Origin of the sequence: Caballeronia sp. LjRoot31, from assembly GCF_964253885.1 — a bacterium.
Taxonomy (GTDB): domain Bacteria; phylum Pseudomonadota; class Gammaproteobacteria; order Burkholderiales; family Burkholderiaceae; genus Caballeronia.
On record NZ_CAXURX020000001.1, the window covers coordinates 3,001,581 to 3,026,051 of the forward strand.

Here is a 24,471-nt window from a genome sequence, read left to right on the forward strand (position 1 = left end):
CGCGGGCGCCGGGAGGGGCGAATCCGGCTGAAAGGCCAGAAAACCGCAAGGAAAATGACACGACAAGCACACGTTAGCCGCGATTCTTCGTGCTGTTTCTAGGCGGCTCAACCATGACTTGCAATAACAACTACGCCGCGATGACGCGGCGTAGTTGTCGAACGAAATTACTGCTGGTGATGCTGATCAAAACCGCGCTTCAATGGAACACCCCAACGCGCTTCAAACTGCTGAAGTTCATCCAGATAAAGAATGCGCGCCCGACAATATTCGCATCAGGCACGAAGCCCCAATAACGGCTGTCTGCGCTGTTATCGCGATTGTCGCCCATCATGAAATAGTTGCCCGCCGGCACTTTGCAAATGACGCCTTGAGCGTTGTAGTTGCAGTTGTCGCGGAACGGGAAGTCGTCGGCGCCAATGACGAACGGCGGCACTTGCGCGTTATTCAGGATCGCATTCTTGCGGCCATCGAGATCTTCTTCGAACTGCTTTGCATAACCAATGCGTTCGTCGTCGAAGAAATCAGGCAATGACGTTTCCGGAACCGGCTTGCCATTGATGGTCAGCTTCTTGTCCTGGTACGCAACGGTGTCGCCGGGAAGGCCGATCACGCGCTTGATGTAATCCACCGACTCGTCTTTCGGATAACGGAACACGACTACGTCACCGCGCTTGAGCGGCGTGCCGGTAGTCAGCTTGGTATTGCTGATCGGCAAACGCAGGCCATATTCGAATTTATTGACGAGGATGAAATCGCCCACCAGCAACGTAGGCACCATGGATCCCGACGGAATCTTGAATGGTTCGACTACGAACGAGCGCACCACGAACACCACCAGGATCACCGGAAAAAAGCTCGCGGAATATTCGAGGTACCACGGCTGGCGGAGCTTTTCATCGCGCAGGCGAGCGCGCGTTTGCGGCGCGTTTTCGTCGGCGAAACGGGGTTCAAGGCGTGCCTGCTGCTGATCGAATTCCACTACCGCTGCGTCTGCTGCGCGACGCCGTTTCGGCTCGAACACCAGTTTGTCGAACACCCACGCAATCCCCGTCACGATGACGAGCACCAAAAGAATCAACGCAAAATTCATCAATCGTTTCCGGTTGTTTTATTAATCTTCGACGCGAAGAATCGCAAGGAAAGCTTCTTGCGGAATCTCGACCGAACCGACTTGCTTCATGCGCTTCTTGCCGGCCTTCTGCTTTTCCAGAAGCTTTTTCTTTCGCGAGATATCGCCGCCGTAGCACTTTGCCAGAACGTTCTTACGCAATGCTTTAATGTTTTCGCGCGCGATAATGTTCGCGCCAATAGTTGCCTGGATTGCCACGTCGTACATTTGCCGTGGAATCAGTTCGCGCATCTTCGACGCCACTTCGCGCCCGCGATGCTGGCTTTGCGACCGGTGCACGATCACCGACAACGCGTCGACTTTATCGCCATTGATCAGCATGTCGACCTTCACCACATCCGACGCGCGATATTCCTTGAACTCATAGTCCATGGACGCATAACCACGCGACGTGGACTTCAGCCGGTCGAAGAAGTCCAGCACGATTTCCGCCATCGGGATTTCGTAGGTGAGTTGAACCTGACGCCCGTGATACAGCATGTTGATCTGCGAACCGCGCTTGTTCGTGCAAAGCGTGATCACCGCGCCCACATATTCCTGCGGCATGTACAGGTTCACGGTCACGATCGGCTCGCGCACTTCTTCAATGTACGAAGGCTCCGGCATCTTGGCCGGGTTCTCGACCTGAATCAGCGTGCCATCGCGCTTCACGACTTCGTACACCACGGTCGGGGCCGTGGTGATGAGGTCCATGTCGAACTCGCGTTCCAGCCGTTCCTGCACGATCTCCATGTGCAGTAGACCGAGAAAGCCGCATCGGAAACCGAAACCCAGTGCTTGCGACACTTCGGGCTCGTATTGCAGCGAGGAGTCGTTCAGCTTCAGTTTTTCCAGCGATTCACGCAGTGCGTCGTACTGATTCGCTTCGATCGGATACAAACCCGCGAACACTTGCGGCTTCACTTCCTTGAAACCTGGCAGCGGCGTTTCGGCCGGGCGCGCGACGGTGGTGACCGTATCGCCGACTTTCGCCGCCTGCAATTCCTTGATGCCCGCGATGATGAAGCCCACCTGCCCCGCCGACAGCGACGCGAGATTCGTGGCTTTCGGCGCGAACACGCCGAGACTTTCGACCGGATAAACCGCGCCGGACGCCATCATCTTGATCTTTTCCTTCGGGCGCAGCGTGCCGTTCTTGATGCGCACGAGCATGACCACGCCGACGTAATTATCGAACCATGAATCGATAATCAGCGCCTGCAACGGTGCGTCCGGATCGCCCTTCGGCGGCGGCACTTTGGCAATCAGCGCCTCGAGCACGTCGGTCACGCCGAGGCCGGTCTTCGCGCTGCAACGCGCGGCATCGGTTGCATCAATGCCGATCACATCTTCGATTTCTGAAATTGCGTTCTCGGGGTCTGCCGCGGGCAGGTCGATCTTGTTCAGGACCGGCACGACTTCCACGCCCAGTTCGATCGCCATGTAGCAATTGGCGACCGTCTGCGCTTCCACGCCCTGGCTGGCGTCGACCACGAGCAGCGCGCCTTCGCAAGCGGACAGCGAGCGGCTGACCTCGTACGAGAAGTCGACGTGGCCCGGGGTGTCGATGAGATTCAGGTTGTAGACCTGACCGTCGAGCGCTTTGTAGCTCAGTGCCGCAGTTTGCGCCTTGATGGTGATGCCGCGTTCGCGCTCGAGATCCATGGAGTCGAGCACCTGCGCGTCCATCTCGCGGTCGGACAAGCCGCCGCACAACTGGATGATGCGATCGGCCAGCGTCGACTTGCCGTGGTCGATGTGCGCAATGATCGAGAAGTTACGAATATGATTCATTCAGTGCCGATCAAGCAAAAAGGCGCGCCCAGACAAACGCGGAGCACGCCTTGAAAATGGGGGTGAAAAACCTGTCTATTTTAGCCGAAAAGGCGGGCCGACGGCGGATTTTACGGGAAAGGTCCGATTGCTCAGGGACTTAGGCGCGTGCCAGGCGCGGTTGAAAGCGTGCTTGGGTGCGTACTTTGAAGGGCATCCCGCACACGCGTTTCGTCCAGCCGGTAATGGCATAACTCCACGCCATCCAGCACCAGAACGGGAACGAGTTCGTCGTATAACGCTTCGAGCTCAGGATCGGCGTCGATATCGATCCACTCGATCGCGACGCCGAACTCAGCCGCAATCGGCTCAAGCCCGGCGCGCAAGTCTTCGCACAGGTGGCACCACGCGCGCCCATAAAGCTTAAGCGCGCTCATCGTGCTTATTTCTGCGCCGGCGCACGCGGGCGCAACGGCACGAACTGCGTGTTGTCCCCACGACGCACCAGCACCGCGACCATCTTGCTCGGGTCGACGTTTTGCGCGACCGCGTCGAATTGCTTCGCGCTCGTGATATCCGTATCGCCGATCCGCAGGATGATGTCGCCCTTCTGGAAGCCGGCACGCGCCGCCGGACCCTCCACCGCGTCCACCATCACGCCGTTCGTGAGTTTCAGCGCCTTCTTCTGGTCAGCCGGAATGTCGCTCACCGCAATGCCGAGCGTGTTGCTCGCGCTCGCCTTCGGCGGCGGCGTCTTCTTGGTCTCGGCCTTCGCGACCTTGTCCGGCTGCATTTCCGCGATGGTGATCGGCAGATCGCGCGACTCGCCCTTGCGCCATACGGTGATCGTCGCCTTCGTGCCCGGCTTCGTGTCACCGACCATGCGCGGCAGGTCCGTCGCCGTGGCCACGTCGTGGCCGTTGTACTTTAGGATGATGTCGCCCGGCTGGATACCGGCCTTGTCGGCCGGGCCGCCCGCTTCCACGCTGCTCACCAGCGCACCCTGCGCCTTCGGAAGCCCAAGCGAATCCGCCACTTCCTTCGTGACCTCGCCGATCGCCACGGCAATGCGGCCGCGCGTGACCTTGCCCGTCGTCTTCAGTTGATCGGCGACGCGCATGGCTTCATCGATAGGAATCGCGAACGAAATTCCCATGAAGCCGCCCGTACGGCTGTAGATCTGCGAGTTGATGCCGATCACCTCGCCCGCCATGTTGATCAGCGGACCACCCGAATTGCCCGGATTCACCGCGACATCGGTCTGGATAAACGGCAGATAGTCACCCGTGTCACGCCCCTTCGCGCTGACGATACCCGCCGTCACCGTGTTGTCGAGCCCGAACGGCGAACCGATTGCCAGCACCCATTCGCCGACACGTACCTTGTTCGAATCGCCGATGGTAATGGCCGGCAGGCTCGTCGCCTGGATCTTGACGACCGCCACGTCCGTGCGCTCATCGACACCGATCAGCTTCGCCTTGAATTCGCGCTTGTCCGTGAGCGTGACGTAGATGGTGTCCGCGTCGTCGACCACGTGGGCATTGGTCATCACGTAACCATCGGCCGACATGATGAAACCCGAGCCCACGCCGCTACTCTGCTCCGAATTGTCCTGATTGTCAGGGCTGTCCTGCGGTGCACTACGATTACCCTGGCTGCCGCCGCTGTCGCCACCCTGGTCGCCGCCTCCGCTTCCGCCGCTACCACCACCATTACCGCCACCGCTTCCACCGCCGCCGCGCGGCGTGCCTGGCATCGGAATACCGAAGAAACGGCGGAAGAACTCCGACATGTCGCCGTCGTCCATGCCGGGCGGCAAGCCATGCAGATCGCTGCTACTGCTGCTGACGCGGGTTGTCGTACGAATATTGACGACCGACGGACCCACTTTATCGACGAGTGTGGTGAAGTCGGGCAAATTCACTCCCGGCACCGCGACCGGTGTGGCGGCCGGCGCCGACGCGGGCGCCGCTGCTGTGGCCGCGAAGGTCGCGAGCGGCAGGCATGCGGCAAGCGCCGCGGCCGCGAAATAGGTGCGCAGCGAGAGATTGCTCATATCGTGGTGGGCCGAGGAATTACTTGGAAGGCTTGTATTCTATGGCAGAAGCAAATTGCTGCAACGTGGCCTGGGGCACTTCGCCGAGCAAGGTAATCCAGAAATCCCCGCGGCGCTTGACCAACACGTGTGTAGCACCGCTGTCTCCAGCCCCTTCCTTGCGCGAATTTTTTTCCACCGGCTCGACAAAAATCGAGATTGCAGCCAGTCCGTCAGAGAAAACAGCCTGATCGACGGGAATGGGCGGCTGGCCCTGTTCACGCGACGCCATCGGCCGGCGCAATTCGCGAATCTCGCGGAAACCCGCCACGGCAGGCGTTATTTTCCAGCCCTGCGCTTCCATATCGACAGGCTCAACCGGCGGACGCACGACCGTCCACCCGCCTATGTTCTTGATCCCGTTCGCAATGGCAGCGCGGTCCACGGACCCGCCAATCTGTACTTGCGAGAATGAAAGCTGTTCAAGCACCTGACCGTCGGGCCCAAGCGTCTGCGCGCGCAGCAGAAGACCGGTTTTCGAATCGGCCCAGAGCTTGTAGGCAAAGCGCAAGGCGTCTTTCGGATCGAGCTCGATCACCTGGCTGTCGATCCCGGCTACACGGTCCGGACCCAGCATTTTGGGCTCATACACCGTCAGGACCTGCTCGCTGCTCGTTGTCAGCAACGACGGGAACGCGTCCTTGTTCAGACGTTTTTCGACGATCACCAAATGCCGTTCGGGTACGAACGTGTACATGTCGTCGTCGTGGCGAAGCATCTTGCGAGGCGCGCCGTCCAGACTTTCCAGCGACTCGAACTCACCGTCGCTGCGCGCCGCCGAATGGGTAATCCGCGACGATTGCACCGTTGTCCCACGCTGGTAGACGAAGGTGCCCTCGTAGTTCTGCTGCTGTGCGGCGTCGTGAATCCGGTTGAGCAGTTCCGCAGCGGACTTGCGCGCGGCGGCAGAATCGTCGCCTTGCGCAAAAGCACTCGATGCCGCGGATAACAACGCGGCTGCGCAGAACATCAACGCCGGCAACCGCCCCCAATGAGTCGTTTTCTTCAACCGCACACGTTGCATCAGTTATTGGCCTTGGCTGGTAGCCGCAGTGCGAATCAAAGGCATCGAGCCCGGCATGACGGGCTGTTGGGAGAATTGCTGATGCGCTTCGAGATACTGATCCAGGCTCGCGTCGCGAATGATATTCGCTTCGACAACCGGTGAACGCGTGCTGGCGGCAGGCATGGAAGCCATGGCCACGCGCTGCACATGATCCGACGACAAGGACGCCATCTGCGCGCCGTTGTGGCCGTCCACGCCCTGCAATTGCGGCACGACGATCCACGTCAGCGTGGCTGCGGCAGCCGCGACGGCGAAAGCCGGTACTACGCGGCGGCGGAACAGCCGTGAACGCAGGCGTTCCGTAGAGACCGCCGGAATGGCCGCGGGCGCGAATACATGCGCTTCCGCCTCGAAGCGCGCCGAGAACGCGTTCATGAACGCGCTGCTGGCTGCAGGACTCGCCGCGAGATCGTCGGAACGCAGGGCGTCGCCGATCAAGTGGAAATCCGACCACGCCGCGCGATCCTTCTGCGTAAACCCGGAAAGAAACTGACTGATGTCGCCCGAACCGTCGAACGATTCACCGTCGACAAAAGCGGACAGACGCTCGCCTCGCGAGCTAGCTTGCGATTGCACCGAAACCGACCCCATGATGCTCCCCATCTTGACTGCACCCCGTAGTGACACTACCTGACTCAGATACCGCGTCCCTGCCCCGCGCAACCTCGCTGTTACCAGCGCTTGCCTTCGGGAGTGTCCAGCAACGGACGCAATTTTGCCGCAATGGCTTCGCGAGCACGAAAAATTCTTGATCTGACGGTCCCAATTGGACAATTCATCATCTCGGCAATTTCCTCGTAGCTCAGACCTTCAATCTCACGAAGAGTAATGGCGGTGCGCAACTCTTCCGGTAAAACCGCCATTGCAGCATTGACCGTCTGTGCGATCTGCTTGCTCATCAACATCGACTCAGGCGTGTTGATATCCCTTAGTTGGTCTGCATCGGAGAAAGTTTCCGCTTCTTCTGCATCAGCTTCGGTAGAAGTTGGAGCACGACGGCTCTGAGTGGCAAGGTAGTTCTTCGCGGTGTTGACCGCAATCCGGTAAAGCCAAGTATAAAACGCCGATTCTCCGCGAAATTGCGGCAACGCGCGATAAGCCTTGATAAAGGCGTCCTGCGCGACGTCCTCAACCTCGGCGGGATCCCGCACGAGACGGGAGATAAGCCGGATGATTTTGCGCTGATATTTGGCGACCAGTAGCTCGAACGCTGCTTTATCGCCCTTTTGCACGCGTTCGACCAGTACCTGATCGATTTCTTTTTCGCTCACCTGGGAAATCCGTTAACTTTGGGGGTGCTACGCGGAGGGCTATTGTAGCGTTACGCCGCCGGAACACGCCGGATGCTGACCGGCGGTTACACGCGTTACAGATGTTCCTGGGCGCAACGCCGGGCGCGCACGGCCAGTTCGCGGAACGCGGAGGCATTGGCGAGCGCGTCGGCGGCCACCAGAAACGATGCTGGGTGGCCTTTCGCCGGGACCAGGATGAGGGCAAGCAAGCGGTCGCTCCACTGGGCGCAACCTGTAATACGCCGGTATTGCGCGTTCCCCGCGCGATCCCATGTGGTCAAACCATCTTGTCCGATCTCGAACGCGACGGGGCGCCGCCGCTCGCCGCGCAAGGCCGCAGTGGTCAGCGCGACAGTCACGGTCAAAGCCGCTATGCACCCGCTGAACAGTCCGGCGTAAGCCGCCATGCAATGGAATACCGATGCCGCCGCTACCGCCACGAATGCCGCGGTAGCACCCCACAGGAACAGCGAGGGACGGAGTGTATGCCGGCGCGGGGAATCGGCGAGCAAGTCCGCGGCGAACGAGTCAGAGGACGTCTCCGGCAACAGAATCTGCGCGCTTGTCATTCGCCCGTTTCCCCGACGACCAGGCGCGCGCCGCTCAATGCCGCTTGAAAACGAGCGTGCCGTTCGTACCGCCGAAACCGAACGAGTTCTTCAGCGCCACGTCAATCTTCATGTTCCGCGCTTCGTTCGCGCAGTAGTCCAGGTCGCATTGCGGGTCCTGGTTGAAGATATTCATGGTGGGCGGCGATATCTGGTGGTGCAGCGCCAGCACGGTGAAGACCGATTCCAGTCCGCCGGCGCCGCCAAGCAGGTGGCCGGTCATCGATTTGGTGGAATTCACCACGATCTTCTTCGCGTGATCGCCGAAGGCATTCTTGATCCCGATGGTCTCGGCCAGATCACCGAGCTGCGTGGATGTGCCATGAGCGTTCAGGTAGTGCACCTCGTCCGCATTGACCTGGGCGTTTTTCAACGCATTGCGCATGCTGCGGCGGGCGCCGTCGCCGTCTTCCGGCGGTGCGGTCATGTGATACGCGTCGCCGCTCATGCCGTAGCCACTGACTTCGGCGTAGATCTTCGCGCCGCGCGCCTTCGCGTGCTCATACTCTTCAAGCACCATCACGCCGGCGCCTTCGCCCAGTACAAAACCGTCCCGATCCTTGTCCCACGGACGGCTGGCGGTAGCCGGGTCGTCGTTGCGCTGCGACAACGCGCGCGCAGCCGCGAAGCCGCCGACACCCAATGGCGATACGGTCGCTTCCGAACCGCCGCAAATCATCACGTCGGCGTCGCCGTATTCGATCAGCCGCGAGCCTTCGCCGATGCAATGCAGCCCCGTCGTACAGGCGGTCACGATGGCGAGATTCGGTCCTTTCAAACCGAAGCGGATCGAGAGATGGCCGGAGATCATGTTGATGATCGACGCCGGTACAAAAAACGGCGAAATCCGGCGCGGGCCGCGATTCAGCAATTCCGTTTGCGTGATTTCGATCATCGGCAAGCCGCCGATGCCCGAACCGACCACGACACCCACGCGCTCCGAGTTTTCCTCGGTAATTTCCAGTCCGCTGTCCTGCATGGCTTGCACACCGGCAGCAATGCCGTAATGGATAAAGGTATCCATGTGGCGCGCTTCCTTGGCCGGCATATAGTCTTCGACATTGAAGCCTTTGACTTCGCCGGCAAAGCGCGTGGAGAAGTTCGTGGCATCGAACTTCGTGATCTCGGCAATGCCCGACTTGCCAGCGACCAGATTGGCCCAGCCGTCGGCAACGGTATTGCCGACAGGCGAAATCAGCCCAAGGCCTGTAACAACAACACGACGACGGCTCACAGTAACCCCTTATCCATAAATGACAAAAAGCAAAAGCCACAAGATCCACAGGAAATTGCCCTGTGAGCCCTGTGGCTGTTAAATCGGTTCGAATCGCGACAGAGCGTCAACCCCGAATAGTGTAGAAGCAGCTTGCGCGTCGGGCTTTAGGCCTTGACGTTGGCGCGAGCGTAGTCGATCGCTTGCTGAACCGTCGTGATCTTCTCGGCTTCTTCGTCAGGGATTTCCATGCCGAATTCGTCTTCGAGAGCCATCACGAGTTCGACGGTGTCGAGCGAGTCAGCGCCCAGATCGTTGACGAACGAAGCTTCGTTCTTGATTTCAGCTTCGGCGACGCCCAGTTGTTCGGCGACGATCTTCTTCACGCGCTGTTCGATATTGTCCATGCAGCCCTCCGAGGGAAATGTAGTTCAAAAACACAAGTGCGCGCATTTTATCAGGTTTGTACCCGTAAATACCCACGCACGAAATCAGCTTTGTTTGGCGCGTGACATGCCTTTGATGCCTGTCACGTCCTTTCCTGCGCCCTTTCCTGCTTAACACTTCTGACAGCAAATTTCGCATCCCGCGCACCGTGCTTTAAATCAGCACTTTGCGCACCCGCCACAAGGCGCGGATATTAACGAAATGCCTGTCACATGTACATGCCGCCGTTCACGTGGAGCGTCGTACCCGTGATGTACCCCGCGTACGGCGAAGCAAGGAAAGCCACAGCATGAGCGATATCTTCCGGACTGCCCAGTCGGCCGAGTGGTATCTGTGCTGTGAGCGCCGCACGCTGCGCTTCCGGCAGGACCTTGGTCATGTCGGTGTCGATAAAACCCGGCGCAATGCAATTCACCGTGATCCCGCGGCTGCCGATTTCACGGGCCAGCGCCCGCGTCATGCCTGCCACGCCGGCCTTCGCGGCCGCGTAGTTGGCCTGCCCCGGGTTGCCCGACGACGCCACCACCGACGTGATGTTGATGATCCGGCCGCCGCGCGCTTTCATCATCGGCCGCAGCACGGCGCGCGAGAGGCGGAAAACGGCACGCAGGTTGGTGTCGATGACGGCGTCGAATTCGTCGTCCTTCATGCGCATCGCGAGTTGATCTTTCGTGATCCCGGCATTGTTCACCAGCACGTTGAGGCCGCCGAATTCCTTGACCACGCCGTCGATAAACGCCTCACTCGCGGCCGCGTCCGTGACGTTCAGCACAGCGCCACGGCTTTGTCCGCCAAACTCTTTCAATGCTTCGGTAATGCCTTCGGCGCCGCTTTCGCTGGTCGCCGTGCCAATCACGGTCGCGCCCTGGCGCGCGAGTTCGACCGCGATCGACCGGCCGATACCTCGCGACGCGCCCGTCACGACCACTATGTGCTTGTCCAGAATCATCTTTCGTCCGTTCCTTGGTTTTGCCTGACCGCTTTGCGTCACTACCTTGACCTATCTGGCCGACGAATTCAGCCGGCGAGCAGTTTGCGGGTTTCTTCGAGCGAAACCGGATCGAAGATCGACGCGCCGATCAGCGTACCGTCGATCCGCTTCGTCAACCCGTTCAGCACCTTGCCCGGACCGCATTCGATCACGTGCGTGATCCCTTCGTGCGCCATCTTCCGCACGGTTTCGACCCAGCGGACGGGACCCGCGGCCTGACGCACGAGCGCGTCCTTGATGGCAGCCGGTTCGGCAACGCTCGCGACATCGATGTTATTGATCAGCGGAATCTGCGGCACGGTGATACTGACGCTCGCCAGATATTCGCGCAGCTGGTCCGACGCCGGCTTGAGCAGCGACGAATGGAACGGGGCAGACACCGGCAGCGGCAAAGCGCGTTTCGCACCCTTGGCCTTGGCGATTTCGCAGGCTTTTTCAACGCCCGCTTTCGCACCAGCAATCACCACTTGGGACGGCGCGTTGAAGTTCACCGCCTCCACAATCCCCGCTGCCGATGCTTCGGCGCAGACGGCGCGCACAGCGTCGTCGTCGAGACCGAGAATTGCGGCCATGCCGCCTTCGCCTACCGGCACCGCGCTCTGCATGGCTTGCGCGCGAAACCGCACAAGCGGCACGGCGGTAGAAAACGGCAGCGCACCAGCAACAACCAGCGCCGTATATTCGCCCAGGCTATGACCCGCGACGATCGCCGGCTTGAGCCCGGTTTCCTTTTCCCACACGCGATAAATCGCGTACGCGGCCGTCAGCATGACCGGTTGCGTGTTCGTGGTGAGACCCAGTTCTTCCGCCGGGCCTTCGGCAATCAGCTTGGCCAGATCCTGGCCGAGTGCATCGGATGCCTGTTGCACGGTTTCGCGCACCACGGCGTGGTCGGCAAATGCATTGAGCATGCCGACCGACTGGGAACCTTGTCCCGGAAAAACAAACGCGAATTTCATGAGGTCCTTGCTCGATTGGATTGTCGAATGACTGAGGTGGCTTGAAGACGGGGAGTCGTGTCGGCTTAATACCCGCTTAATAGCGGATAACCGACGCGCCCCACGTGAAGCCGCCGCCCACCCCTTCGATCAGCACGTGCTGGCCGCGCTTGATGCGACCGTCGCGCACGGCGACGTCGAATGCGAGAGGAATGGATGCCGCCGACGTATTGCCATGCTCCCCAACGGTCACGACCATGCGCTCCAGCGGCACATGCAACTTGCGCGCGGTGCTTTCCATGATGCGGATATTGGCCTGATGCGGAATGAGCCAGTCGATATCGCTCGCGGTCAGTTGCGCCTTCTCGAGCGCCTCGACGGCCACTTTTTCCAGCACCTTCACCGCCAGCTTGAACACGGCCTGGCCATCCATGTGCAGGAACGCGCTGCCTTCGATCACACCCTTGTTCACATTGCCCGGCGTGCACAGGATGTTCGCGTGGCTGCCGTCGGCGTGAAGCGCGCTGGACAGTACTCCGGGTTCATCGGAGGCTTGCAGGATCACCGCGCCCGCGCCATCGCCGAACAACACGCAGGTGGTGCGGTCGTTGAAATCGAGAATGCGCGAGAAGGTTTCGGCGCCGACGATCAGCGCCGTGTGATTGGCGCCGCCGCGGATAAGGCTGTCGGCCATTGCAACGGCATAAGCGAAGCCCGAGCAGACAGCCTGGATATCAAACGCAGCACCGCCATTCTTGATGCCAAGCTTGTTCTGCAACAGGCAAGCTGTGCTGGGAAAAACGAAGTCAGGCGTGGACGTGGCGACAATGATCAGATCGATCGATTGCGGATCAATACCCGCAGCCTCTATCGCATGATGCGACGCCTGCAAGGCGAGTTCGCTGGTCGCCTGATCGGGTGCGGCGAAATGACGCGCATGGATACCCGTGCGGGCGACGATCCACTCATCGCTCGTTTCGACACCCTGTTTTGCCAGACGCTCGGCCAGTTCCTGATTCGAGACACGGTCCGCCGGCAGGTAACTGCCCGTTCCGATCACACGGGAATAGAGATTCGATTGAGCCATTATGCCTTCGAGGATAGCGCGGCACCCGGTTCGCCCGGCTGCACGAGCGGGCGGGCAGCGACCGTATTGTCGCCTGGGGCGACGGGGTCGGCCGCGGGGTCGGTCTGATTCGGGACCACGGTGCCAGCAGTGTCAGCAGAAGCGCCGAGCGCCGCTTGTTGCACGGGAGCGGCGTTTTCTTCCATGGCGCGCACGAGGCGTTCAAGCACGCCATTTTTGACGGCATCATACCCGCGTTTGATAGCCCACTCAAACCCGTAGGCTTGTGCCGATCCATGACTTTTGATGACCAGCCCGCGCAGGCCGAGCAGCGCGGCGCCGTTGTACTGGGCCGGGTCGACCCGCCGTTTGAAGCGCTTGAGAACGGGCAATGCGACGAGCGCCATCAGCTTGGTCAAGAGCGATCGGCTGAATTCCTCGCGGATCATGTCGGTCAGCATCTGCGCCAGACCTTCCGAGGTCTTCAGCGCCACGTTGCCGACAAAACCGTCGCACACGACCACGTCGGTCGTGCCTTTATAGATGTCGTTGCCTTCCACGTTGCCGTAGAAATTGAGCGTGCTTGCGCGCAGCAATTCGCCGGCGCGTTTGATGATGTCGTTGCCCTTGATGACTTCTTCGCCGATGTTGAGCAGACCAATGGTCGGCCGCTCCTTGTCCCCGATAGCAGCGACAAGCGCGTGGCCCATTTCGGCGAATTGCAGCAAATGTTGCGGCTCGCAGTCCACGTTCGCGCCCAAGTCGAGCACCGTGGTGAAGCCTTTCTGGCTTGGCATCGCGAATGCGATAGCCGGGCGCTCAATGCCGGGCAGCGTCTTGAGCACGTAGCGGGACACGGCCATCAATGCACCGGTGTTGCCCGCCGAGATGCACGTCTGCGCCTGGCCGTCCTTGACGAGATTGAGCGCCACCCGCATGGACGAATCTTTCTTCCGGCGCAGCGCTACCTCTACCGAATCGTCCATCTCGACCACTTCTGTGGCCGGGACGACCGTCAGCCGGGTTTCGCCGGTGGCTTTGCACTTCTTCAGCTGCGCGCGGATGGCCGACTCGATGCCGACAAGCAGCAGCTGCGCATCAGGATGCGAGCGCACGAAACTGACCGCGGCGGGAACGGTCACGGACGGGCCGTGGTCGCCTCCCATGCAGTCGATAGTGATCTTTACGGTCATGGAGTGCGACGAATTTCAGGCACAAAAAAGCGGCAGTGAAATGCCGCCTTCTTGTTGTACCGGGAACATGTCAAGCGCAAACAACCGCGACTCAGACCACGAGTCAAGACGGTGACGCCAGACGCAACAAGCGTCGTACGCTTAGTCGTTCTTCGTCTTGATGACTTTCTTGCCACGATAGTAGCCGTTCGGGCTCACGTGGTGACGCAGATGGACTTCACCCGTGCCCGGCTCAACAGCCAGCGCCGGCGCGGTCAGGAAGTCGTGCGAACGATGCATGCCGCGCTTGGACGGCGATTTCTTGTTTTGCTGAACTGCCATGATGACTCCAGAAAAATTTTGCGAATTCTAACACAGCTCGACACACCCGAGACCCTGACCTTAGGCCAGTGAGTCTTTCCGGACGCATCGCGCCGCCTGATGATTCGACATCCGGCCTGATGCCGGACATCAATACTCTTTTATTGCGAGCGCTTAAAACACGTGCTTGATTGCCCGCGCTTCAATCCACTGCGCTTCAATCCACACTTAATGCTTATTGTCGTCGGAACCGCCCTGCTTGAGCTTACCGAGCGCGGCGAACGGATTGGGTCTGCCTGAGCCGCCATCCTGCTGCGCGCCTGCATCGCCATTCAGACCACCACTGTCCAGCTCGCCCTCGGCGCCCGCGAGGCCCGTTACCAGGCTCTCGTGCACTTCAGGACACACTTCGTGCTTCGGCACGAGCGGCAAGGACAACAACAATTCCTCTTCGATCAAGTCGATGAGATCGAACTGGCGTGAGCCAACGATCACTTCCACTTCATCGTTGTCTAGCGGAAACTCGTCTGCTTCGTCTTCCGTCGCGACAATGCGATACGTTGCATCGACATTCAGATGTTGCGAATACGGCGAAAGACAACGCTGGCATTCGATCCAGACCGATCCGTGCACCGCGAGCCGCAAATAAGGCTGCGGCGCTTCGGTACCGTCGTCCTGCAACTCGGGCTGCATGGAGCCTTCGGCCTGCCATGAAAACACCGTGTCGCGGTCTGGGGCATCTGCCGGCACTTCGTTCAACATACGCGGCAATTGCGAGACCCGTACACCGCCTGCTGCCTGCCGACGGCTTTGGGCGAATTCGAACAGGTCGAGCGCGCGCAAGTCGGCGGGACATGCAGGTTTGCCAGGATTTTGTGTCATGTGCGCTCCTGCAGTGGTCGTTGCCGCGACGGCTGGATAGCAAGTCCGCGGAGGACGACCGGGGGTGAAACTGCAGTATGCACCGCACCGGACCCGTCCGGCTGGTGTGGTTTATCCCGATTTTCCGGTTTTAGCAGCGAGCTGTGTGCCTGTTGCGTATCTGAGCACCACACCCAGACCTTCTAAATTCTAAAACGGCTCTGCCACACTCCGGGCTGCCTCTGGACCGCGCAACACCTCGGTACACTTCCGGCCACCGCTGCCATCCACCGTCGCCATCTCGGTATGCGTAAAAACGTAAAAAGGCCTTCGCATACCGATGAAAAGCCCAAAATCATAGCGGCTTTGTCTTTTCGAGTCAAACACTTATGCTTCGGCGTGCGGCACTGCCATTTTAGTTCGGTCCCAGCCCGATTTCAGTCCTTAACCCCATTTGTTCATAGCCAATCCTTTCCATGCCCGACGTCTCAACTAAGCCGCGCCTCATCCTTGCATCGAGTTCGCGTTACCGGCGGGAGTTGCTCGAACGCCTGCGCATTCCCTTCGATGTCATCACGCCCGATATCGACGAAACACCGCTCGACGACGAAACGCCGGAAGCCACGGCTGTCCGGCTATCGATCGCCAAGGCGCGTGCGGCCGCGGCCCGCGTGACCGATGTTTCCGGCGCACTCGTGATCGGCTCCGATCAGGTCGCGACCTGCGACGGCCGCCAGATCGGCAAGCCCGGCACGCACGAGAACGCGCGCGCCCAGCTTCAGTCGATGCGCGGTAAAAGTGTCGAATTCCACAGCGCGCTTTGTCTCTTCGACAGCCGCTCGGACCACATCCAATCCGCCGATATCGTCACCCGCGTGCAATTCCGAGAACTGTCGGATGCGGAAATCGAAGCGTATTTGCTTGCCGAAACGCCTTATGACGTGGCGGGCAGCGCGAAATCGGAGGGTTTGGGCATCACGCTGGTCGATGCAATTCACGCCGACGATCCCACCGCGCTGGTCGGTTTGCCGCTGATCGCGTTGTCGCGGATGTTGCGCGCGGCCGGGTTTCCGTTAATGGGGGCAGTATGAGCGGCGTTTTGTACCTGATTCCGAACACGCTCGGCGACGGCGACAGCGCCGCGCTAGCCGACGTTCTTCCCGAACCCGTGCGCGCTCGCGCCGCGGCGCTGCAGTACTACATTGGCGAGAACGCGAAAACCACGCGCGCCTTCCTGAAAAAGGTCGGAACCGAGCGGCCGATCCAGGAAATCGAGATCCGCGAACTCAACGTCAACACGCCACCGGGTGAAGTCGACAAGCTGCTCAAGCCGATTCTGGCCGGTACTGACGCCGGCCTCGTCTCGGAAGCGGGTTGCCCGGCGGTCGCCGATCCAGGCGCCCTGCTCGTGCGCCGCGCCCACGAGCGCGGCGTCAAAGTGGTGCCGTTCGTCGGACCCAGTTCGATTTTGCTGGCGCTGATGGCATCGGGCATGAACGGCCAGAGTTTCGCGTTCAACGGCTATCTTCCCGTCGATGCCGCCGAACGGGGCAAACGCCTGCGCGAACTGGAAGCGCTGTCTCGCAAGGCGAACCAGACGCAGATATTCATCGAAACGCCGTACAGGAATCGTGCGCTGCTGGACACGCTGCTCGCGACGTGCGCGCCGTCCACGCTGGTGTGCGTCGCGGTCGACCTGACGTTACCGGCCGAGACGATCGTCACGCGAACCGTGTCGGAATGGAAAAAGAAAGCGGCGCCGGAGCTGCATAAACGACCGGCGATTTTCCTGTTGTTGGGGGCGTGAGGCTCATCCCTTAGCCGAGATTGCGCACCACTCAATAAAAAAGCCGCTCGCCCGAAAACTCAAGGCGAGCGGCTTTTATCTGAAGAACGCTGCAAAACTCACTTCAACTGCATCTTCCCGCCCATCATCAACGCGTGCATCGATGCGTTGCCGACCGCCGCGCCAAACTTTCGCGCCACACGCTCGCCAATGCTCTCCTTCTGCGTGTAATCGACAATATCCGGCTGCTTGACGATCTCGCGTGCGACGTAATCGGCGTCGCCGAAACCATCGGCGAGACCCAGTTCCACGCTCTTCTGACCCGTCCAGAACATGCCCGAGAACACATCGGGCGAGTCTTTCAGGCGACTGCCACGGCCTTGTTTGACGGCATCGATGAATTGCTGGTGAATCTGATCAAGCATTTCCTGCGCGTGGGCGTTCATGGCCGGCGTTTCGGGCGAAAACGGATCGAATGCGCCTTTATTTGCCCCTGACGTGTGCAGCCGGCGTTCCACGCCAAGCTTGTCCATCAAGCCCGTGAAGCCAAAACCGTCCATCAGGACGCCAATCGATCCGACAATGCTCGCCTTGTCGACGTAGATTTTATTGGCGGCGGCCGCGGCGTAATAACCGCCCGACGCGCACATGTCGCCGACCACCACATACAGCGGCTTCGATGGATATTTCGCCCGCAAGCGCGTGATCTCGCGATTGATGATGCCCGCCTGGACCGGACTGCCGCCCGGGCTGTTGCAGCGAAGGATCACCGCTGCGGTGCCGTCGTCTTCAAAAGCGCTGTCCAGCGCTGCGTTCACGTTGTCCGCGCTGGCGTCGCTATTAGCGGAAATTTCACCTTCCAGTTCGACCAGCGCCGTATGGCGTTCGGTTTTCGCGACTTTGTCGCTGGTGAAATCGAACGCGCTCCAGACCGCGATCGCCAGGATCGCGAGGAACACAAAGCGGAAAAATATCCGCCAGCGCCGCGCGGCACGCTGTTCATTGATTGCCGCGAGAGCGATACGTTCGAGCGCGGCGCGCTCCCAGTTGCCGCCGGTGTCGCCGATGGATTTGGGACGCGCCTTATCCGCGGAATCGATGGGAATTTGATCGGACATGCGTCGCCTGGTTGACTGATTAGAAATGGAAAGCGGGTTTGTTTCGAATCGCGAGAACTCCCGCGAAAACGCTCAAGCCGGACGGAGATCGTCGTCGGGAAGCCAGAAGACAGCGCGGCCTTCGGGTGTGTCGCGTTCTTCCGCTGCCACCCGCCGCAAACGCGCGCCACGGCAAGGGCCGCCGACGCATTTCCCCGTGTCCGGCTCGTAAATCGCGCCGTGAGTCGCGCACATCAAGTATAAGCCGGAGGTCTCGAAGAACTTGCCTTCGGACCAGTCCATCTCCATGGGCACGTGGGCGCAGCGGTTGAGGTAGCCGAAGGGTTTGCCGTCGTATCGGATAAAAAACACCGTGGCTTCGCCGCCTTTGTCGACCGCTTTGTGTCGAACGCCGTCGCCGCCGTCGACCAAATCCTCCGACGCGCAGATTCGCACCGGCTGAAGTGGCCGTTCAAATGGCGTCTCGGGCGGCGTTCCTGTCATGCATTCTCCCGCAGCCAGTCCCCCAGCGACGTCACGTTGTCGGCCACGAACAGCGGCTCGAGCGCGTGCAGCGACTTCGCCGGATGCGCCCCGTACGTCACGCCGACCGCCGCCGCACCGGCGTTCTTCGCCATCTGCAGGTCGTGCGTGGTGTCCCCAATCATCACCGTGCGGCTAACGTCCTGCCCCAGTTCGCGCGTGAGTTCGTGCAGCATGGCCGGATGCGGCTTGGAGAAGGTTTCGTCGGCGCAGCGCGTGCCGTCGAAGAGACTCGTCAGGCGCGACTGGTCCAGCGCGCGGTTCAGGCCCACACGGCTTTTACCCGTTGCAACCGCGAGCAGATAACCCTCGTCGCGCAGATTCTGCAGCATGCCGCGCACACCGTCGAAGAGCTCGGTTTGCTCGCCCTTGATCAAATAGTGAAAGCGATACCGCTCGGCAAGCTTCGGGTAATCGACGGGATCGAGCGTGGGCGCGGCAATCTGCAACGCGTCGCGCAGCCCCAGCCCGATCACGTAACTTGCCGCTTCGTCGGCGGGAACGGGCAGGCCCAAGTCGCGGCACGCCGCCTGAATGCTGCGCGTAATGTGGGCCGTGGAATCCATCAAGGTGCCGTCCCAGTCGAAGACAATCAGATCGAATTGCTGACGGGCCATTTATTGGGTCTCTCTAGAATTTTGTTTGAGTTGTTCGATGAAGCGCCGGCATTCGGCAGGCAGCGGCGCTTCGACCTGAAGCGTCTCGCCAGTGGCCGGATGCACGAGTTTCAGCCGGAAAGCGTGCAGAAACATGCGTTTGAGCGACGGATCGGCGTTGGGACGTACCAGATTCTTGTTTAGCGCGAAGTCGCCGTATTTGGTGTCACCGGCGATCGGCAGGCCGATATGCGCCATATGCACACGAATCTGATGCGTACGACCGGTCTTCAGTTCCGCCTCGACCCACGCGTACTCGCTGAAACGCTCGATCAGGTTGAACACCGTATGCGACGCGAGGCCGTCGTCCTGAACCCGCACGCGACGCTCGCCCTCGGGCGTCAGGTACTTGTGCAGCGGCTCTTTCACGATCCGCCGGCGCCCCCAACCCGCCAGCCAGTCGCCGTGACCGACGGCCTGATAGCGTTTATCGATACGGTTTTCGCGCATTTGCTCATGCACGTTGATCAGCGCCGAGCGTTTTTTCGCGAGCATCAGCACGCCGGAGGTCTCGCGATCCAGCCGATGCACCAATTCGAGGAATTTCGCCTGCGGGCGCGCGTTTCGCAGTTGTTCGATAACACCGAACGCCACGCCACTGCCGCCATGAACGGCGACGCCGGCGGGTTTATCGATAACGATTAAGTGATCGTCTTCAAATAGTATGGGGAATTCGGCTGCGGGCGCATTCGACGAAACCGGTGTTTCGTCCAGTTGCGCGGTGCGAATAGGCGGAACGCGGACGAGATCGCCCATTTCAAGCCTGTAAGCGGCGTCGATGCGGCCCTTGTTTACGCGCACTTCTCCGCTGCGCAAAATCCGGTAAATGTGACTTTTTGGCACGCCTTTACAGACGCGAAGTAAAAAATTGTCGATGCGCTGACCCGCCGCATTTTCGTCGATCTCGATCATTGAGACCTGTTCGCTTGCGACCTTTTTATGGGATGTTTTGCCTAACTCATTCATTCTGAATATAATTTGCGGACAGTCTGGAAAAAGCCACTAAGCTGGCCGGATGTTGTCAGACTGTACAGGTGCAAGCAGTAAACCGTTATTTTACTTGCGCCCAGGGCCAGTTGCTCACCCGGAAAACGGAGTAACAAGTTGCACGCACGACGATATCGCACGGCAGGGACGGTGCCCACAGGCGCGTTCGGTCGAGTCGATCGTCGACACGGTAACGGATTTTTGGCGATCAAGAATTTTATCGGCGAGAGACGATGAGGTCCGGACTTAAACCCGGCTTCTTCCGGATGTGACCCGGGTATCAGGCAGGTATCTAAAAGATATCGGGCGGGTATCAGGTTAGGGTGAACGGAACATCGTCGCTTGGCGGTTGCGAAGAAAACGGCTTCTGCTGCAAGCTGCGCTGAAACGGGCGAAGCGTGGCAGAGGTCGCAACAAGACGAGACACCCAACGCGGTTATCGGGCGCTTTGAGCACCCGGCAAACCGCAACGGCAACCTGCTGCAGGTTTGGAAAACGTCGGTCGGTTTGCTTGTCGCTCTGGTTTTGCGCGAAAACCCTCCACCCGTTTGACACTGTGTCAGGCCGCATCCGGCTGCTGCTGGCTGCGCTGCCGGCTCTTCACGTAGTTTGAAGGACGTCGAGCCGCAGTGCTGTGCCGCTTAAGCCGCCAGCCGTTGCTTTACGGCGTGTCGAAGTCTGTTCGCATGTGCCCCAAGGCTGGCTGCCCGCCGCGACGCGTTTCGTCGCTGGCCGGTGGCTTGACCCGTCCCAGGCAATTCTCTCCGCCAGAACTCCCGCTCCAGCGTGCTTTGTGACAACACACACAAAAAAGCGCGGCGCGCCCGCCCTCCTGCTTCACGCGACTGACAACCGCGCGAATTCGCTCGATGGGGGCCGGTAGAGCCGCTCTGGAGCCGTCCAATGAAACGCATGCTGTTTAACGCGACGCAGCAAGAAGAATTGCGCGTCGCCATCGTCGATGGGCAAAAACTCATCGATATCGACATCGAAACCGCCGGGCGCGAACAGCGCAAAGGCAATATCTACAAGGGAGTTATTACCCGCATCGAGCCCTCGCTCGAAGCCTGTTTCGTGAACTATGGCGAAGACCGCCACGGTTTTCTGCCGTTCAAGGAAGTCGCCCGCCAGTATTTCAAGGACGGCGTCGACATGCGCTCCGCGCGCATCCAGGACGCACTGCGCGAAGGCCAGGAACTGATCATTCAGGTCGAAAAGGAAGAACGCGGCAACAAGGGCGCGGCCCTGACCACGTTTATCTCGCTCGCCGGACGCTACCTCGTCCTGATGCCGAACAACCCGCGTGGCGGGGGTGTATCGCGCCGGATTGAAGGCGACGAGCGCCAGGAACTGCGCGAAACAATGGGCCAGCTCGATTTGCCGGAAGGCATGAGCATCATCGCGCGAACGGCGGGGATCGGCCGCTCGGCTGAAGAACTGCAGTGGGACCTGAACTACCTGATGCAACTGTGGCGCGCGGTGGAAGCGGCGTCGCAAAGCGGTGTCGCTGGAAAACCGATGCTGATTTATCTCGAATCCAGCCTCGTGATCCGGGCGATTCGTGATTACTTCCAGCCGGATATCGGCGAAATTCTGATCGATACCACCGAGATCCATGACCAGGCCAGCGCCTTCATGGACATCGTGATGCCGGATAACCTGAGCAAGGTTAAGCGTTATCACGACGACGTTCCCCTCTTCTCCCGTTTCCAGATCGAACATCAGATCGAAACCGCGTATTCGCGCACGGTGCCGTTGCCCTCGGGCGGCGCGATCGTGATCGATCACACGGAAGCGCTGGTGGCTATCGACGTGAACTCGGCGCGCTCGACGAAGGGCGCGGACATTGAGGAAACGGCGACCCGCACGAACCTCGAAGCCGCCGACGAAGTCGCGCGCCAGCTGCGCCTGCGCGATCTGGGCGGCTTGATCGTGATCGATTTTATCGACATGGAGTCGGCCAAGAGCCAGCGCGAAGTCGAGCAACGTCTCAAGGACGCGCTCAAGCACGACCGTGCGCGCGTACAAATGGGCAAGATTTCGCGCTTCGGTTTGATGGAGCTGTCGCGTCAGCGCCTGCGTCCGGCGCTCTCCGAAGGCAGCCATGTGACGTGCCCGCGTTGTAACGGCACGGGTCACATTCGCGATACCGAATCGTCCGCGCTGCAAGTGCTGCGGATCATTCAGGAAGAAGCAATGAAGGAAAACACCGCGGCAATTCATTGCCAGGTGCCGGTTGAAGTGACCGCCTTCCTGCTGAACGAAAAGCGTTCGGAAATCAACAAGATCGAGTCGCGCTTCAAGGTCAACGTCGTGTTGATCCCGAACAAGCATCTCGAAACGCCGCATTACAAGCTGGAACGCCTGCGTCACGACGATACCCGTCTCGACGAACCGCGTGCCTCCTGGAAGATGGCCGAAGAAGCGGCGCACGAACTGGAATCCGAAACGGGTTACAGCAAGCGCACCGAAGAAATCAAGCCGAAGCAGGAAGCAATGGTCAAGGGCATCACGCCGGCATCGCCTGCGCCTAGCGCACCGGTGAAGGTCGTTGCGGCTCCGGTCGCAGCACCTGCTCCGGTGGTGACTGCTTCAACAGGCGGGTTTATCGGCTGGCTGAAGAACCTGTTCGGCGTCCAGCCCGAAGTAAAACCGGCTCCTGCGCCAGTCGCAGCGCCCGCGCCGGCACGTCCGGCTCGTGGCGAACGGCCAGAGCGTTCGGGCCAAGGTGGTGACCGGAACCGCAATCGTCGTGGTGGTGCTGCTTCGCGCGATAGCGCTGCGGCCACTACTGGCGCTACGCCAAGCGCGCCGGGCACGGCGGGCGGGCGTCAAAACCCGCGCCGCGAGGAACGGGAACCGAAGGAACCGCGCGAAGCACGTGAAACCCGCGAACCGCGTGAACCGCGTGGTGGACGTGAAGGCCGTGAGCCGCGTGAAGCACGGGAAGGCCGCGAACCGCGTGAGGCCCGTGAAGGACGTGAGCCGCGCGAAGTACGCGAGCCCCGGGAACCGCGTGAACCACGCGAGAACCGTGGTGAACGCGCACCGGAAAGTGCTGAAGCCGCCGATCGCGGTCAACGCCGTGAACGTGGGGAACGTCCAGAACGGGGCGAACGCCGCAAGCCACAGCCGGAAGCGGCCGTCGAAGCATTGACGCAAGGCGAAACGGTGGTGTCGGAGTTGACGGACAACACCCTGTCGGGCCAGGAATCGCAGCAGAACGGTAACGCTGACGCATTGCAGGCCGATCAGGCCAGCGCAGCGCGTGAAGGCGAAGAGCGCCGTCGTCGCCGTCGTGGTCGTCGTGGTGGACGCCGTGATCGTGAAGAAGAAGGCGTGACGGCCAATCAGGCCGGTGACGCTGCTGAAAACGAAGGCAATGCTGACAGCGAACGCGCTCAAGCCGGTGTGTTCGACACGGATTCGTCGAATGACGTTGATGACAGCCGCGATTTCGCACCCGTTGTGGCTAAGCCCGTTGAGACGGCATCGGCTGTGTTCGCGCCGGTAGAAGCACCCGCACATGCAGTCACGGTCGAGCCGGTTTCGGCTGCCGCGATCAGCGTGACGGAGTTGCCGGAACCGGTTCGCGTCGCACAAGTTGCGCCGGTTGAAACAGCGCCCGTGGAAGCAAAGCGCGCCGAAGCCGAAGGTTTTGTCGTGTCGCATGGCGCGCAGGAAGTGCAAGGAGCGCATGCCGCCCAGGAAACCAGCGCAACGGTTGCCGAAGCTCCTGCGACGGATATCTTCGAAAAGCCGGTGTCACGGCCCATCGAAAACCCGTTCGGACCGACCCCGAAGGTAGCGGAAGAAAAGGTCGAAAGTCCTTTCGCCGATACCCCGAAGGCAGCGGAACCCGAGCCCGTCATTGCTCACGCAGTGCCGGAAGCTCAAGTCGCTGAACCGGTAGAAACGGCGCCTGTTGCCGCGACGCCGGTATCGGAGACGGTTGCACCGGTCGCATCGCCCGCGCCAGTTGTGGCAGAAGCGTTCGCGCCGGTCGAATCCGAGCCGGTAAAGACGTTTGAACCGGTGGAAACCGTGGCTCCCGTAGCGGCCGCTCCGGTTGCGCCAGTCGCGGCTGTCACCCTGAAAGAAGAAGTGCTCAAGCCGATGCTGGATACGGCGGGCCTCGTCTGGGTGAACACCGACGCCGACAAGCTCCGCGCAGCGCGCGAAGCCACAGCCCAGGCGGAAGCGCCGAAGCGTGTCGTGCGCGAACGCAAGCGCCTGCCGCCGCTGGACGCGGCGCCGATGCAGCAGGTGGAAACGGGTAAAGACGCACAGTAAACGCGTCTGACGTTTCGAAAAGCGCCATCTGACTCCGGTCGGTGGCGCTTTTTTTATTGGGCGGGGGGCAAATGCCCGTGAAAAGGCAAGGGCGAGCCGCCCTCAGACCGCCCTTCCGCTAAAATGAATTATTCGAAGTTCATAGTGGCTCGCCC

23 protein-coding genes are annotated in these 24,471 nt (G+C 60.5%); 3 read left to right on the forward strand and 20 right to left on the reverse strand.

Annotated elements, in window-relative coordinates:
- Nucleotides 1–199 precede the first annotated feature (199 nt).
- The 16 genes from lepB to ACSQ8V_RS13425 all read right to left on the reverse strand — a co-directional run bounded on the left by lepB (nt 200) and on the right by ACSQ8V_RS13425 (nt 14,975).
- Complete coding sequence (gene lepB / locus ACSQ8V_RS13350) at nt 200–1,093, reverse strand: signal peptidase I (protein WP_436205993.1); 894 nt, start codon at nt 1,091–1,093, stop codon at nt 200–202.
- A 21-nt stretch (nt 1,094–1,114) separates the two neighbouring features.
- Entirely contained in the window at nt 1,115–2,905 is a 1,791-nt protein-coding gene (gene lepA, locus ACSQ8V_RS13355; RefSeq protein WP_213766791.1) for a translation elongation factor 4, read from the reverse strand.
- 131 nt (nt 2,906–3,036) lie between these two features.
- A complete protein-coding gene (locus tag ACSQ8V_RS13360) occupies nt 3,037–3,321 on the reverse strand; it encodes a glutaredoxin family protein (RefSeq protein ID WP_436205994.1) in 285 nt (94 codons plus the stop codon).
- A 5-nt stretch (nt 3,322–3,326) separates the two neighbouring features.
- Nucleotides 3,327–4,940 carry a DegQ family serine endoprotease gene (locus tag ACSQ8V_RS13365; RefSeq protein ID WP_436205995.1) on the reverse strand — a complete coding sequence of 538 codons (1,614 nt, stop codon included), beginning with the start codon at nt 4,938–4,940 and terminating at the stop codon, nt 3,327–3,329.
- Between the two features lie 19 nt (nt 4,941–4,959).
- A complete protein-coding gene (locus ACSQ8V_RS13370) occupies nt 4,960–6,003 on the reverse strand; it encodes a MucB/RseB C-terminal domain-containing protein (RefSeq protein WP_436205996.1) in 1,044 nt (347 codons plus the stop codon).
- A 3-nt stretch (nt 6,004–6,006) separates the two neighbouring features.
- On the reverse strand, nt 6,007–6,636 hold the full coding sequence (locus ACSQ8V_RS13375; protein ID WP_436182263.1) for a sigma-E factor negative regulatory protein: 630 nt from the start codon (nt 6,634–6,636) through the stop codon (nt 6,007–6,009).
- A gap of 80 nt (nt 6,637–6,716) precedes the next feature.
- A complete protein-coding gene (rpoE, locus tag ACSQ8V_RS13380; RefSeq protein WP_031363443.1) occupies nt 6,717–7,316 on the reverse strand; it encodes an RNA polymerase sigma factor RpoE in 600 nt (199 codons plus the stop codon).
- 95 nt (nt 7,317–7,411) lie between these two features.
- Nucleotides 7,412–7,906, reverse strand: coding sequence for a hypothetical protein (locus ACSQ8V_RS13385; protein ID WP_436205997.1), 495 nt, complete (start codon nt 7,904–7,906; stop codon nt 7,412–7,414).
- A gap of 34 nt (nt 7,907–7,940) precedes the next feature.
- Complete coding sequence (gene fabF, locus ACSQ8V_RS13390; RefSeq protein ID WP_436182265.1) at nt 7,941–9,179, reverse strand: beta-ketoacyl-ACP synthase II; 1,239 nt, start codon at nt 9,177–9,179, stop codon at nt 7,941–7,943.
- Nucleotides 9,180–9,325: 146 nt separating this feature from the next.
- Nucleotides 9,326–9,565, reverse strand: coding sequence for an acyl carrier protein (gene acpP / locus ACSQ8V_RS13395; RefSeq protein WP_004197638.1), 240 nt, complete (start codon nt 9,563–9,565; stop codon nt 9,326–9,328).
- A gap of 248 nt (nt 9,566–9,813) precedes the next feature.
- Nucleotides 9,814–10,554 (reverse strand): 3-oxoacyl-ACP reductase FabG, encoded by a 741-nt coding sequence (gene fabG, locus ACSQ8V_RS13400; RefSeq protein ID WP_213766797.1) that lies wholly within the window; start codon nt 10,552–10,554, stop codon nt 9,814–9,816.
- Between the two features lie 68 nt (nt 10,555–10,622).
- Nucleotides 10,623–11,555, reverse strand: coding sequence for an ACP S-malonyltransferase (gene fabD / locus ACSQ8V_RS13405; protein ID WP_436205998.1), 933 nt, complete (start codon nt 11,553–11,555; stop codon nt 10,623–10,625).
- 76 nt (nt 11,556–11,631) lie between these two features.
- Nucleotides 11,632–12,621, reverse strand: coding sequence for a beta-ketoacyl-ACP synthase III (locus tag ACSQ8V_RS13410; RefSeq protein ID WP_436205999.1), 990 nt, complete (start codon nt 12,619–12,621; stop codon nt 11,632–11,634).
- Complete coding sequence (gene plsX / locus ACSQ8V_RS13415) at nt 12,621–13,793, reverse strand: phosphate acyltransferase PlsX (RefSeq protein ID WP_436206000.1); 1,173 nt, start codon at nt 13,791–13,793, stop codon at nt 12,621–12,623. The genes ACSQ8V_RS13410 and plsX overlap by 1 nt, the downstream gene beginning before the upstream one ends.
- A gap of 141 nt (nt 13,794–13,934) precedes the next feature.
- The gene (gene rpmF, locus ACSQ8V_RS13420) at nt 13,935–14,114 is read right to left on the reverse strand and encodes a 50S ribosomal protein L32 (RefSeq protein WP_056354381.1); all 180 of its coding nucleotides are present in this window, start codon (nt 14,112–14,114) and stop codon (nt 13,935–13,937) included.
- Nucleotides 14,115–14,321: 207 nt separating this feature from the next.
- Entirely contained in the window at nt 14,322–14,975 is a 654-nt protein-coding gene (locus ACSQ8V_RS13425) for a DUF177 domain-containing protein (protein ID WP_436182270.1), read from the reverse strand.
- Between the two features lie 455 nt (nt 14,976–15,430).
- Here ACSQ8V_RS13425 and ACSQ8V_RS13430 point away from each other — a divergent pair, with 455 nt between their 5' ends.
- Complete coding sequence (locus tag ACSQ8V_RS13430; RefSeq protein ID WP_436206001.1) at nt 15,431–16,045, forward strand: Maf-like protein; 615 nt, start codon at nt 15,431–15,433, stop codon at nt 16,043–16,045.
- Nucleotides 16,042–16,761 carry an SAM-dependent methyltransferase gene (locus ACSQ8V_RS13435; RefSeq protein ID WP_213766803.1) on the forward strand — a complete coding sequence of 240 codons (720 nt, stop codon included), beginning with the start codon at nt 16,042–16,044 and terminating at the stop codon, nt 16,759–16,761. Before ACSQ8V_RS13430 ends, ACSQ8V_RS13435 begins: the two co-directional genes overlap by 4 nt.
- A 98-nt stretch (nt 16,762–16,859) precedes the next feature.
- Here ACSQ8V_RS13435 and ACSQ8V_RS13440 read toward each other — a convergent pair whose 3' ends face one another.
- The 4 genes from ACSQ8V_RS13440 to ACSQ8V_RS13455 form a co-directional block, all read right to left on the reverse strand.
- A complete protein-coding gene (locus tag ACSQ8V_RS13440) occupies nt 16,860–17,858 on the reverse strand; it encodes a S49 family peptidase (protein ID WP_436206002.1) in 999 nt (332 codons plus the stop codon).
- A 72-nt stretch (nt 17,859–17,930) separates the two neighbouring features.
- Complete coding sequence (locus tag ACSQ8V_RS13445; protein WP_213766805.1) at nt 17,931–18,341, reverse strand: Rieske (2Fe-2S) protein; 411 nt, start codon at nt 18,339–18,341, stop codon at nt 17,931–17,933.
- Nucleotides 18,338–18,997 (reverse strand): HAD-IIIA family hydrolase, encoded by a 660-nt coding sequence (locus tag ACSQ8V_RS13450; RefSeq protein ID WP_213766806.1) that lies wholly within the window; start codon nt 18,995–18,997, stop codon nt 18,338–18,340. The genes ACSQ8V_RS13445 and ACSQ8V_RS13450 overlap by 4 nt, the downstream gene beginning before the upstream one ends.
- Nucleotides 18,998–20,002 (reverse strand): RluA family pseudouridine synthase, encoded by a 1,005-nt coding sequence (locus tag ACSQ8V_RS13455; protein ID WP_213766807.1) that lies wholly within the window; start codon nt 20,000–20,002, stop codon nt 18,998–19,000. It abuts the gene before it with no gap.
- Nucleotides 20,003–20,926: 924 nt separating this feature from the next.
- Here ACSQ8V_RS13455 and ACSQ8V_RS13460 point away from each other — a divergent pair.
- Nucleotides 20,927–24,316, forward strand: a complete 3,390-nt coding sequence (locus ACSQ8V_RS13460) for an Rne/Rng family ribonuclease (protein WP_436206003.1) — start codon at nt 20,927–20,929, stop codon at nt 24,314–24,316.
- The last annotated feature ends 155 nt before the right edge of the window (nt 24,317–24,471 follow it).